This window comes from Rosettibacter sp. KY25 (genome assembly GCF_057554405.1).
The window spans coordinates 25,409-39,262 of record NZ_BAAJAO010000016.1; the positions used below are offsets into that span (position 1 = coordinate 25,409).

General features: G+C 31.2%; 12 protein-coding genes. All 12 read right to left on the reverse strand.

Translation table 11 applies throughout. From position 1 onward, the window contains the following. Positions 1–5: 5 nt before the first annotated feature. Positions 6–1,049: a uroporphyrinogen decarboxylase gene (gene hemE / locus AC27L2_RS10170; RefSeq protein WP_487211658.1), complete on the reverse strand. Its 1,044-nt coding sequence runs from the start codon at positions 1,047–1,049 to the stop codon at positions 6–8. A 16-nt stretch (positions 1,050–1,065) separates the two neighbouring features. Beyond that, positions 1,066–1,866: a uroporphyrinogen-III synthase gene (locus AC27L2_RS10175; RefSeq protein ID WP_487211659.1), complete on the reverse strand. Its 801-nt coding sequence runs from the start codon at positions 1,864–1,866 to the stop codon at positions 1,066–1,068. Positions 1,867–1,883: 17 nt separating this feature from the next. Next, positions 1,884–2,813 (reverse strand): hydroxymethylbilane synthase, encoded by a 930-nt coding sequence (hemC, locus tag AC27L2_RS10180; RefSeq protein WP_487211660.1) that lies wholly within the window; start codon positions 2,811–2,813, stop codon positions 1,884–1,886. A gap of 2 nt (positions 2,814–2,815) precedes the next feature. Further along, a complete protein-coding gene (hemA, locus tag AC27L2_RS10185) occupies positions 2,816–4,111 on the reverse strand; it encodes a glutamyl-tRNA reductase (protein ID WP_487211661.1) in 1,296 nt (431 codons plus the stop codon). A gap of 54 nt (positions 4,112–4,165) precedes the next feature. After that, complete coding sequence (locus tag AC27L2_RS10190) at positions 4,166–4,990, reverse strand: cytochrome C assembly family protein (protein ID WP_487211662.1); 825 nt, start codon at positions 4,988–4,990, stop codon at positions 4,166–4,168. Between the two features lie 126 nt (positions 4,991–5,116). Continuing rightward, entirely contained in the window at positions 5,117–6,118 is a 1,002-nt protein-coding gene (locus AC27L2_RS10195) for a CxxxxCH/CxxCH domain c-type cytochrome (RefSeq protein WP_487211663.1), read from the reverse strand. A gap of 21 nt (positions 6,119–6,139) precedes the next feature. Then, positions 6,140–7,339 (reverse strand): cytochrome c3 family protein, encoded by a 1,200-nt coding sequence (locus tag AC27L2_RS10200; protein WP_487211664.1) that lies wholly within the window; start codon positions 7,337–7,339, stop codon positions 6,140–6,142. A 6-nt stretch (positions 7,340–7,345) separates the two neighbouring features. Continuing rightward, complete coding sequence (locus AC27L2_RS10205) at positions 7,346–8,608, reverse strand: hypothetical protein (protein ID WP_487211665.1); 1,263 nt, start codon at positions 8,606–8,608, stop codon at positions 7,346–7,348. A gap of 18 nt (positions 8,609–8,626) precedes the next feature. Further along, complete coding sequence (locus AC27L2_RS10210) at positions 8,627–9,172, reverse strand: cytochrome c family protein (RefSeq protein ID WP_487211666.1); 546 nt, start codon at positions 9,170–9,172, stop codon at positions 8,627–8,629. A 71-nt stretch (positions 9,173–9,243) separates the two neighbouring features. After that, a complete protein-coding gene (locus AC27L2_RS10215; RefSeq protein WP_487211667.1) occupies positions 9,244–11,685 on the reverse strand; it encodes a cytochrome b/b6 domain-containing protein in 2,442 nt (813 codons plus the stop codon). 207 nt (positions 11,686–11,892) lie between these two features. Continuing rightward, positions 11,893–13,041 (reverse strand): response regulator, encoded by a 1,149-nt coding sequence (locus tag AC27L2_RS10220; RefSeq protein WP_487211668.1) that lies wholly within the window; start codon positions 13,039–13,041, stop codon positions 11,893–11,895. A gap of 21 nt (positions 13,042–13,062) precedes the next feature. Beyond that, on the reverse strand, positions 13,063–13,854 hold the full coding sequence (locus tag AC27L2_RS10225; RefSeq protein ID WP_487211669.1) for a response regulator: 792 nt from the start codon (positions 13,852–13,854) through the stop codon (positions 13,063–13,065).

The following is a 13,854-nucleotide window of genomic DNA, read 5'->3' on the forward strand; positions in this document are numbered from 1 at the left end:
AAAAATTATTGATGATAAATTTTACTTTCTTCTTTAACTACATCGACAAGATATTTCACATTTTCTGGATTTACATCTGGTAAAATTCCATGACCAAGATTAAAAATATGTCCGTTTCCTTTTCCATAAGAATTTAGAATTTTTTTTGTTTCTTCTTTTATTTTTTCTTTTGGCGCATATAAAATTGTTGGGTCTAAATTTCCTTGCAAAGCTGTTTTATCTTCTAGCACTTTTCTTGCTTTGCCAATATTTATTGTCCAATCAATGCTTATAACATCAGCGCCACAATTTTTCATTAATTCCAAATTGTGAACTCCTTTTGCAAAGATAATCACAGGTTCGTGATTTCTTTTTATTTGAGAGATTGTTTTTGTTATATATTGAAGAGAGAATTCTTTAAAATCATCTTCAGCAAGTATTCCGCCCCATGTATCAAAAATTTGAACTGCATTTGCACCTGCTTCAATTTGAGCAGATAAATAATCAGCAACAACATCAGAAATTAAATTCAATAATTCGTGCGCAGCATTTTGGTTGTTATAAATAAATTTCTTTATCTCAGAAAAATTTTTTGAACCATTCCCTTCGACCATGTATGTCATTAATGTCCAAGGAGAACCAGAAAATCCAATTAAAGGCACTCTTTCATTCAATTCTTTTTTTGTAAGTGTAATTGCATCTAAAACATATCTTAACTCTTCAGCTGGATCAATTTTTTTTAGTTTCTTGATGTCTTCTTCATTTCGAACTGGTTCAAAAAGCTGCGGACCTTTACTTTCAATAATTTGTAAATTCATTCCCATGGCTTCTGGTACAACAAGAATATCAGAAAAAATAATTGCCGCATCAACTCCTAAAATATCAACAGGTTGAATTGTAACTTCTGCAGCAAGTTCTGGTGTTTTGCACATAGTTAAGAAATCATATTTTTCTCTTACTTTCATATACTCTGGCAAATATCTTCCAGCTTGACGCATAATCCAGATTGGTGTTCTTTCAACTGATTGTTGCTTACATGCTCTTAGAAATAAATCATTTTTAATGTTCAATATTCCTCCTTAAATATTAAGCTAAATTTTCTGATGCTTTCAAAAATTCAATTAATGCTTCACTTACTCCTTCAAGTGTATAAACTGATGGAACAACATTAACATTTATTCCATAACTTCTAATTTCAAACTCTGTTGTTGGACCAATTGCACATACAATTTTATTTTGAAAATACTCAGATACATTTTCTACATTCAAGAGTTTAATATAATTTTCAAATGATGAAGGACTTGTAAATATAAAAATATCTGGTTTGTTATTAATTACGAATTGATATTCATGTTCATTTCTTATCTGTTCATTTATAACAACATCATAAATTGGAAGAGTTAATACATTTCCACCCAATTCTGTTAAACCTAATTTTAAATCTTCTCTTGAAAGCGAAGAACCTGGGATAAGAATATTTTTCCCATCAATATTAATTTCAGAAAATTTTTTTATTAATCCTCTTGCACTGAATTCTTCTGGAATAATATGAAGATAAATTCCATGACTACGGCATTCTTCAGCTGTAGCTTTTCCAACCACAGCAATTTTTGTTTTCGATAAATCAAATTTATACTCACTCAACATTACGGAAAAAACCTGAACTGCATTTGCAGAAGTAAAAATTATATAATCATATTTATGTGGATTGGAAATTAATTCGCTCAAGTCAAGATTTTTATAAGAAGGTTCAATTTTTATAGTTGGGAAAAAAATTATTTCTGCACCAGCATCAGAAAAAATTCTCAACGAATTTTTTGATTCTTCTTTTGATTTTGTAACAAGTATTTTTTTATTAACTATTGATTTCAAATTCTGCGATTCCATTTTAAATAACTTTCTAATTACTTGTATATCACTTTCATAATTTCAGAAGCACCTGCTTTCAATAAATCTCTGGCTAACTTTTCACCCAATTTTTCAGGATGATTTTTTGAACCTCTAATTTTTTTTCTGAATGTTATCGAACCATCAATCGAAGCAATTAAAGCATCAAGATAAAGTCCATTTGATTTAACAACTGCATAAGCTCCGATTGGAACCTGACAACCACCTTCAAGATATTTTAATAATGCTCTTTCTGCTCTTACAGCTAAAAATGTGTTTTCATCATTAATGTTTTTAATCATTTCTTCTGCAAAAGAATTATTCTGATGAATTTCAATGCCGAGCGCACCCTGTCCTACTGCAGGAAGAATTTCTTCTGTAGATATGTAAGATGAAATATATTTTTTCATGTTCAATCTTTCAATTCCTGCTCTTGCCAGAATTATTGCATCCCAGTTTGATTCAAAAAATTTTTTTATTCTTGTTGGAACATTTCCTCTTAAATCAACAATGTTCAAGTCAGGTCTCAAATGTAAAAGCTGTGCTTTTCTTCTAAGCGAGCCGGTAGCTACAGTTGCTCCTTCTTTCAAATCAAAAATTCTAATACCTTTTTTTCTTGCAATCAATACATCTTCAACATTATGACGTTTTGTTACCGCCACTAATTTTAATCCATCAGGAATTTCAGTTTGTAAATCTTTAAGACTATGAACAGCAATATCAATTGTTCCATTTAATAATTCTTTTTCTATTTCTTTTGTGAATAAACCTTTATCTCCAATCTTTGAAAGAGCAACATCAAGAATTTTGTCTCCAGTTGTTTTAATGATTTTTATTTCGACCGATAAATTTTTGTTTTTTCTTTCTAATTCTTTTTTAACAAAGTTTGCCTGCCATAGGGCAAGTTCACTTCCTCGGCTTCCGATAATTAGTTTTTCTTTTTTCAAGTTTATTCCTTTTTATTTGATTCTTCTCCATTAGATTTAATTTTATCCAGCGCAAAAAGTTCTTTAACTAAAATTGTATTTGCAGCCATTTCATCAATGTTAATTCCTGATTCTGCCATTTCTCTTAATTTGATTGTTGGATTATGAAGCAGCCTACCAATCAATCTTCTTGTCATGTCTTCTATTTTCAAATAATCTTCTGCAGTAACTTTGTTTTTAATTTTTTCAAGTTCATCATTTCGGATTTGTTCAAAAAAGTCTCTCAAAGATTTTATTACTGGAACAACTTCAAGTGTGTTGTACCAGCTGAAAAATTCAATCATCTCTTCCATAATTATTTTTTCGACTTTTGGAATTTCATTTTTTCTTCTTGCAATGTTCTGGTCAACTATTACTTTTAATGAGTCCATATCGTGATAAAAAACATTTTCAATATTTTTAACTTCTGGATCAATATCACGCGGTACAGCAATATCCATTAATACAATTGGAGTTCCTTTCCTTTTTCTCATTGCATTTTGAATATCATCTTTCGTAAGAATAAAATCTGGAGAACTTGTTGCACTTATTATTACATCATAATTAAAAATATTTTCTTTCAAAGATTCAAAGGGAATTACATTGCCATTTATTTTATTTGCTAAAGCTTCTGCCCGCTCTAATGTTCTATTGCAAATTGAAATTTTTCCTATTCCTTTATCTTTGAGATGAACTGCAGCTAATTCACCAGTTTCGCCTGCACCAATTATTAGTGCTGATTTTTTATCAAGTCCTGCAAATATTTTTTCAAGAACTTGAACAGCAGCATAACTAACAGTAACTGCACCTTCACCAATAGTAGTTTCTTTAATTGCTCGTTTTCCAACTTTTAATGCTGCATTTAAGATTCTTTTAATTATTGTTCCAGCAAAATTCAGGTCCTCAGATAATTCGAAAGATTCTTTAACTTGTCCAAGTATCTGACTGTCGCCAATGACTAATGAATCAATTCCAGAAGCAACAGAAAAAATATGTTTAATTGCACCGCAAGAAAAATATTTTGTAAAATTTTCTTCTTTAATATTTTGAACAGGCTTAAACTCCAGTAGCTTTTTCAGAATTAAATCCGAATTCAATTTTTGATTTTTTGAAATGCAGAAAATTTCTGTTCTGTTGCAAGTTGAAATTACCACACCTTCGCTGAATTCATCTTTAAGTCGTGGTATAAATTCAATAATTTCATCTCTTGTTAAGTGAAGAGATTCCAGAATATCTATTGGTGCAGTTTTATGATTTATTGAAATTCCTATTAAATTCATTTCCAATCATACTTTTGTTAAAAATTACTTTTCTTCCTGACATTATTTCATCAATCAATAAAATGAATGAAATGTATTAGAATATGTGCTTGTTATAATTAAAGAAAGTATAGTAAGAATAAATCCACACAATGAAAATATTATAATTTTTTTACCATACCAGTTTGCAAGATATTTGCTGATAATTCCAGTACCATAAGCAATCCAGATAAAAGCTGTGCCAATAAGCTTTGGGTCATAAAATTTAAAATTCGGGAAAGCACTTGGCAGCCATATTGTTCCAATAATAATTGCAAATGTTAAAAGAACAAATCCAATAACCAGAGAATAAAAACTTAACTTCTCAAGAATTTCAAGACTTGGCAGGCGATTGAATATTAACCCAAATTTATTGCTTTTTAAATTTTTGTAGAGAATTAGAAACAACAGTCCATATACTGCAGAAATTGTAAATCCTGAATATCCAAGAATTGCACTTACAACATGAAGTCCAAGCATTCTATTTCTTAAAACTTCTGGGACTACATAATTATGTTCAATTGAGAATGAAGAAACCACCTGAAAAATCAATGAGAATAAAATTATAAAAGAGCCAGTGCCGCGAATATCAGTTAACAATTCAAGAATGAAATAAGAAAATGAAACTGAAAAAGCCAGTAGTGAAAAAATTTCGAACTTAGTTGTAATTGGAGGATGATTAAATTCAACTGAACGAACCATTAAATAAAAAGCGTGAACAAAAAGAGTAACAAAAAGAAAAATTCTTTTGGAATTTGTAAACAAATTTTTCTCTGCAAAAAAATCATAAGTGTAAATTGTAAAAACAATTAAATACAAAAATGGAAGAAGTGCATTTAAACTGTTTATTGTAGAAATCATCTGTTTTCTCTTTTTAATTCTTACTTATAAACCAAAAATAGATTACAATAATTCAAAAAGAAATACATAAACAAAAAAAGCCGTCCCTCAAGATTTACGAGACGGCTTGAAATAAAAGATGAAATGTTAGAATAAATCAATCTTGCCATTAATGTGTTTTGTTTTGTCTGCAATCTTACCATACTTATCAACAACTCCAACATGACATATTCCGCAAGAATTTCTGTCCACTTCTATATGACCTTTAGGAGGTAACCCATGACATGTTCCGCATTCTGCTTGTGTTCCATCAACTTTATTCCAGATTGGCTGAAAGTTATTTCCTGTAATTTTATCTTCAATATAAGCAAATTGATATTGAGCATTTTCTTTCTTGAATTCAAAATTACCATGGCAATAAGTATTGCTGCATTTATTATCATTAAAATTATATGATGGATTTCCAAAACCACTCGAACTGAAACTGCCAAAAACAACTTCTGCTCGCGAAGTATTATCAATATGTCCAGCAGAATTAAATTTAGCTGGAACTACGTGGCACTCATTGCATTGAGTTGCTTGTGCAATTTGAGAATCTGCTAAATGTTTCTGATGTGCACCAACTCTAAAATCTTTAGTATCAATTGCACCATTTGTAGCTTTAGGCGGCGATATTTTTGATGGATTAGCAAAATCACCGTGACATGTATTGCAGGCTTCAGGACCAGATGATTGAGTGTGGCATGTGGTACATTTTGGACTTACTATTCCACCTGCATAATTACTGCCATGGCATTGTGAACATTTTGTTAAATCCCAGTTGATAGCAGCAATAAATTTTCCATGAAATTTTTCTGAAGCTAAATCATTTATTTCAGCTGTATGAACATTAATTGCACTGTGACAATCAAGACAGCTAACTTTTGTAGTTCCACCTGAATAATTTGAAGCGTGGCATTGTTTGCAGCTCTCCATTTTTCCATCCACTAATTGTCTTCCATGAAAATTAGCAGATGTTTTAACCATTACATCATTACCATGAATACTAAATTTTTCTGATGGAGTAATTTCATCTTGAACATCGCTGCAAGAAAAAAATGTTAAACTTAATGCTGCAATCAAAATGAAATAAAATTTTATGTATTTCATATTCTACCCAAAAGATTTTTATTAGTTATGACAATAACCACAAAAACCAACGCCTTTGATTCCATTTGGTCTTGCATTTGCATCGCGATGACATGTATAACAAACTGAATTTGCATCACTGTGCCAGTCACCTTCTTCATCTCTCATAAAATTATTCATATGCGTCTTTGGATTTGTACCTTTGACTCCATCATTATCAGTATGGCACAAAATACAACTTGGGTCTGCGCCTTGAACATCATGACATGCAGCACAAGATTCAATATCTCTTCTTGCCATTGCTGCATGTTGTCCTCCTCCAGTTCCTACACCAATTGTAACAAAATTTGGTTTTCTGTGAGAAGCTGGCATTGTTCCTTCCATTGCAAAATCATTTTTCTCTGAATTATGACATTCAACACAAAAAGTTTCTACTTGATGACAAGTTTGACATTCACTCGATTTATTATTTGCATCAATTCCATGAGAAAATCTGTAATTCAAATCATGAACTCTGCCGAGCTGCTGCTGTTTTGCATTATCTGTAAATTTGTGTGGCGAATAAGGAGCATAAAAATCTCTTGCATTGTTTGATTCAGTAATCATTGTTGTTGATGCATGACAAGTTTCGCAGAAATTGTTATCATGACACATTTCACATTCAGCATTCTCAGCATTGACTTTGAACTTGTGACTTTTAAGAAATCCAACTTCCTGATGGTCTGCAGGAATTAAATTTGCAGTTGATATATGACAAATCTCACAATCATTTGCTGCAACTGTTTGATTATTGTGACATTTATAACAGCTGTTCATCGATGGAAATGATGATACAGACTGGAATGCATAATCGACTTCATCCAAACCTTTATGGCATGCAATACATTCCATCTTTTGTTCAGTTACATGCTTTTTGTGATTAAATATTAAATCTGATTCTTTCTGGATTAATTTTTCTGTAACATTTTCATAATGACATGTATTGCATTTATCAGTATCCTCAACATCATGGCATGTTGCACATGTTTGCATATCCGGCAAAAGTCTGTCTTTTAATGAAGTGCTTTCAGCTGCATTGGTATGGCATGCTGTGCACTCTGCAATTTCTTTATGAAATGAATGAGAAAATTTAATTAGGTCTTTATTTGTTTTTTTAGGTTCTCCTCTTTCGTTTACAGCTGCAACACTAAGAAAGATTGTAAGCGAAAGAGCTAAGAGCGCATATAAAATTTTTATTTTCATATTCTTCTAAAAATTTGTATTGAACAAATAATTTACTTTGAATAATAATCTTAAATCATTTTTATAAATTTTATTGTTGAAATACTGCCCTTGTAAATCAAAAGATAGAACTCTCCAAGGTCTAAGATTAAAGCCAGCAAGAAAAGCTGTAATTGTATTTACATTATCATCTTTTGATAATTTGTAATTAGTGTAAGTAATTCCAATGGAGGGAGTAACTAATCCTTCAAAAAATGATTGAGCAGCATAAAGAGAAATTGCATCAAGTTCACCAGCATCACCAAATGTTTTTCTATAACTCAAACTTCCAAATTTTGTATTGGCCCCCATAGTAATTCGAGATGAATGTTCGCTTCCAAATTTTACATCACCATACTTGAAGATAAATGTGTAAAGATTAGAAACATTGTAATCAATTCCGCCTTCTATTTCCTGAGAGTTGCCATAATCAAAAACAGAAAAGATAGAATTATATCTTATCTTTGGTTCTCTTTGATTGTAGTAAATATTAATTCCCAATTCTTTTGTTGCTTTAACTCTGCCATCAAATTCAATTTTTGATGTTTCTTCATAATTCAAATCATATTCATATCTTGCATTCAAATCAAAAAGCTTATTGTCATTGTAAGAAACATCTGCAGACAAAAATCTAAATTGATTTGATTTTGATTGAATAAGAACTGTTACAGGGTCTAAATTCTCATTCAATCTTTCTGCGTAGTAATCAGCTGGTTTAAAATTCTTATCGATGTATGAAATTCCAAATCTAAAATTATTCAGAGCATAAGTTTCGAGTCTGCCTCCGAGAATGTAATTATTAGAAATATCGTCAATTAATTCTAATTTTTGATACGCAGGAACGTTGCCTCCATAAAATCCCATTAAAGAAAATCCTGCATATTTAATTTTCAGATTCACACCATCAAACAATCCGCCAGCTACAGGCATTATTACAGGCTGTCTACCAATTTTTAATGTAACAAGATTAAATAAATCTCTTGCCTCAAAATAAAGATTATAAAATCTCATGCGCGGGTCGCTATCAAGAACATTACTAATGTTGCTTTCAAAATTAAATCTTGTGCGCAGTGAAAATTTATTGTAATTGAGATTGAGATTTAATGTTTGATATGTTCTGAAAAATGTTTCAGAATTATTGACATCATTAAATCTCTCAAAAGAATAAATAGAAGAAGTAAACCTGCCGTTAATATTCTGTGCATTTAATATCAACGGCAGAAAAATTATTAATGAAATTATTCTTTTCATTTTTAGCCTGCTGAGATTTTAATTTTTTGGTACCTTATGAACAATCTTGGACCACATTTCTGCAAAATTAAATTCTTTGTAAGTTGGACTTTCGGGGTTATGACATGTCTTGCAGAACTTTTCAATTTCCTCATCATTTTTCCATACAACCAATCCGTTCTTAACAGCTTCGTTTCTATCTTTCATAACTTTTAATGTTTTGTAAGCAGAGCCAGGACCATGGCATGTTTCGCATTGAACTCCATCATCAACTTTGAATTTTGCACCAATTAATTTTTTATCTACATCATAACCGCTTGCATGACATTTCAAACATTTTGGATTTTCAACTGCTTTGACATCTCCTGATAATTTATTGGCTTCGTCTGTTAAAAGCGTTTTATAAGCATTTGCATGTTTACTCTCCTGCCAAATTTTTAATTGCTGCCCCTGTTTTTCTGTTTTGTGGCATGTTCCGCAAACTTGAGTTCCTTCATAACCATAAGGCTGTGAAAATACTTGAGCAGGAATTAAAAAATAAATTGCAACTGAAAAAATTACTAAGGTTATCATCTTCTTAAGCATTGTAATTCCTCCTGAAAATTAATGAACATTTTATTTATTAGGAAAATAGCTTAATCTAAATTCATAGGCAATTAATTCTTTTGATTATTGCCTGTTTCTTCTTTGTTATTCTCTCCTTTGGTTTTGGGATTTAATTTTTCTTCCAGCCAGGCTTTCAATTCTGGATCATTATCAAGTTCGGAATCTATTATAGCGTCTGGATTTAATCCATTCTTCTTCAATGTTGAAGTAAATAAAATTGTTGAATTGCTTAGCTTCTTGTAATCCCGTTTGCCAAGTTGATATTCTTTCCATTCAAGCACAACTCTTCTAAAATGTTTTTCGTGATGATGACGATAATTATGCAGTGTCATTTTTCCATCGATCCATGTTAAGCTCATTGGATATTCATGAGGATGGAAAATTACAAAGAACCAGTGCCATACAAGAATTGCAAGTGTAGCTAAAATTGCTTCATAAAAATGAATTAATTCGCTTACTTTGATTAACCACACTGGAGCCCAATCTCCTACTACTGTTGGGAACCATAATATAAATCCAGTTAATCCCATTACAACTGTTCCCCAGATTAATGCCCAGTATTCAGCTTTTTCTGTGTAATCATATTTATCGTAAATTGGTTTTTGCTTTTTAATTCTCAAATAATATAGAATAGTGTCTTTGGCATCGAGAACATCATTGTAAGTAGGAATCAGATTTTTAAGTACTTCTCTTCCTCTTGCAGTTGATATCAAATAAATGATATGATACAAACCTGTTCCAATTAAAATTACTGCTGCACCTCTGTGAATATATTGGCGAGCTGTTTCTGTCATTCCAAATGTTTTTAAAAGTTCTGCCCACCAGCTTTGATTATATTTAAGAGCAAATCCAGTAATTGCTAATGTGATAAAAGAAATTAATAAAAGAAAATGCTGAATAACTTCACTCTTGGTAAATCTTGGAATAGTAATTTCTCCTTCAATTCTCTTTTTCTTTTTTCTTATTTCATAAATAAAAATCAACAGATTATGTAATACCATTCCTCCAATAACTGAAATAATCAGCCAGAAGTAAATATTTGCTACAAGGTTTTCAATCTTTGATGCTGTTTCATTTTCAGTTTTATGAGAATAACTCTGAGAGAAAACAGGAGTTGCATTCGTATGACATCTCTTACAAGTGTTGGTTATATTTGCAACATTTACTTTTGATTCAGGATGCTCTTTTGGTAAAATTTTGTGAACACCATGGCAATCTATACACATTGCAGCGTCTTTATCGCCGCGCATTACTGCAAGTCCATGATAACTATCCTGATAAGATTTTGCTTGTCCACCATTAATACCAAATCTTTCTGCAATCATTGGATTTTCGTGGCAAACCATGCATGTCTTTTCTTGAAGCTTTCTTGCTTCTTCTCTCTTATCTACAGCTGATATTGATTGAATACTGTGTTCACTATGACAATCATTGCAAACAGGTGATTCTCTAAAACCCTGTTTTGCTCTAATCCAGTGAATTGATTTTTGATATTCTTCAGATTCTTTTTGATGACATTGACCACATGTTTGAGGAATACTAAAAGAAGAAATTTTTGATGAAGGCTGCACTTTGTTTTTTATATCATGAACACCATGACACATTGTGCATGTAGCCGCATCCATTCTTCCTTTTTGAACAAGAATCCCATGAACAGAATTTTTATAAGTTTTACCAGGTGATACAATTCCGATATTATACTTTTTCACAAGTTCAGGATTATCGTGACATTTGCCGCAAGTTGCTGCAAGATTTGTAGGATAAACTGAACTTGAAGGATTGTCAACTTTTTTAATATCATGCGAACCATGACAATCCCAGCATTTTGCTGCATCATCAATTCCTTCACTTAATGCAATTCCATGAATGCTTTCACTGTGTTCTTTTGCTATTTCGTTGTGGCAAACATAGCAGTCTGCTTTTTTAGTCGCTTTTAAATTTTTGGGATGGTCTTTCAAATTGTTGGCTATAAAGCTGTGGCAATCTGAACATTCTAAATTTTTATGAACAGATACTGGAAGTGTAAGTTTAACATCAACTTTTTTGTGACAGCTCAAACAATTACTTTTATCAACAGATACAGCATGATAAACTGTAGCAATTGGTTTGGCTTCGTGACATTTAGAGCAATATAATTTTGATTTTAGAGAATTTTCTTTTGGAGGTTTTTGAATTTCATGATTGCCATGACATGTAATGCAATTAGGTGCATTTTTTACTTTCAATCTGTGATGAATATCTGAATTTACAGATTTAACTTTATCATCATGGCAATTTGCGCAATTTACTTTTTTTGCACCTTTTTCAATGTGGTCTTCATTTATAACATCTTCGTGACAACCCTGACAATCGATTGCATCTTTATGAACAGACTTTTCAATAGAAACTTCATGACAATCTGAACAATTGAAATCCTGTGCTTTAGTTTTGGTTAGTCCAATTAATAAAATTGCTATAATCAGATAAGCTAAATTATTCCGAAATAGGACCACTTAAAAACTCCATATTTTTCTTTATAAGAAACTTTATGTAACATCAAAAATTATGCTCAAATTAAATCTGCAAAAAGCTCAAATATTCAAATACCTTTAACTCACGTATTTCTATTTTTAAGAAAAAACATTATTAAAAATAAGATAATGGACTTATATATCTTATCAAAAAATATTCAACTTCATCGATTTTCACAAATTTTTTCTTCATTTCCTGAAAAATTCGCCTGTTATTATATACCAATCTTTTTCGTCAAGATTTTCAAGCTGTCCCCAATACATTTCTTCTTCCATTGGAGATTCTTTCTTAACAATTTCCTTCATTTTGTTAATATATTTCTCAATTTCTTCCTGATAGAAAGCTACTGCACTTTTTCCAATTTTTAACTGCTGAAGTTCTAAGTCAAGTTTATCTGCATCGATTGTGCAAATCCAATTTTTGCCGTATGGTGTAAATTCAAGTGCTTCAAGATTTTCGGATAGTTCATGATTAATGGACTTAACTAATCCGCTTACAGGAGATAAAAATTGAATTGACTTTTTATTTTGTCTTATACTGAAAAGCGGCTGACCTTTTTCTATTGTCATACCAAGATTTGGAAATTCAATGCTGTCGATTTTGCCAATAAGTTTTTTTGCAAAATCATCAATGCCAACTTTTACAGTTCCATCTTGACTTACAGAAGCCCAGCAATGACCTTCTGATATAAATACTCCGCCAGGAATTGCAAATTCACCTTTTCCAACTTTTTCTATTTCGGGAATATGAGCAATATGAACTCTTGGTTTTAATTGTTTTTGGATTCTATCCTGTCGTTTTATCAAACATTTTTTTGTAAACTCAAGTAATTCATCTTCTGTAAATGGTTTTTGAACATAATCCATTGCCCCGTGTTTCATGCATTCAACAGCAGTTTCAACAGTTGCATATCCGGTAATTATAATTACATCAATATCTGGACGCAGATATTTTACTGATTTTGTAACTTCGACTCCATCCATTTCCGGCATTTTTAAATCAGTGAATACAAAATCATAGTGATGAGATTTTATAAGATTAATTGCTTCGGGTCCTGAATTAACAGTATCAACTGAATATCCATCGAGAACAAGAATTTTTCTAAAGCTGTCAAGAATTACATCTTCATCGTCAACGCAAAGAATTCTTGCTTTTGGATTTGGAACCTCGGCTCTTTTAAGTGTTTTGACTTCTTTACTGAAATCAACTTTTACTACTTCTTTCAGTACAGCTTCTCTTTCTTTGCGAATTTTCTTTTCATTTGCTTTTTTAATTGCATATCTGATAATTACATCTGCAATTATTACTACGATTAATAATAAAATAAAGAGCAGCATAAATTTTCTCCTTAATTAAAATTATCTATCTGAACTGCATGGAATTAAAAATTTCATTTCATATTCAAATTCAGTTGGAATTATTCTGTAAATCCATCCTTCGAAATATGGGTCTTTTTCAAGAATCGAAATATTCGATAAAAGCTTTTCATTTCTTTCAATTATTCTTCCGCTCAAAGCCGAATAAAGTTGATGCACAAAACCTTCGTTGTCAATAAATTTTGCAAGGGGACAAGCTTGATTAATCTTTTCACTCAAATCTAACAATTCTATTTCTTTTATGTTATCAATTGTTTTCAAAAATAAATTTGTTGCACCAAGCAGAACAGTTCCATTAAAATCTTCTTTCATCCAGCACGAGTAGCCAAATCTGAAATATCTTGATGGACAGGATACATAAACAATTCCTGAATCTGATACTTTACCTTTCTTATCTATTAACTCACTGTATTTAATTCCTCTTTTGATAGTTCCGGTCATTTCATCAAAAGTGAATGGTTTTGGTATAAAATCTATTGCCCCTTTATAAAGTGATTGAACTGCATTTTCGATTGTTGAGTATCCTGTTGTCATGATTACAGGTGTATTCACTCTTAAATTCTGAAGTTCATCCAGAAATTGAAATCCGCTCATCTCGGGCAGCATGATATCGCAGATTATCAGTTTATAATCATTATCCTTAATTTTTTTTAGTGCATCTACCGCATTTTCGGCTGAATCAACTTTGTAGTTATTCAAAACACCAATTTTAACTACAGAATCAATAACTACTTTTTCATCATCAATTATCATTATATCAAATTTGTTTTTCAT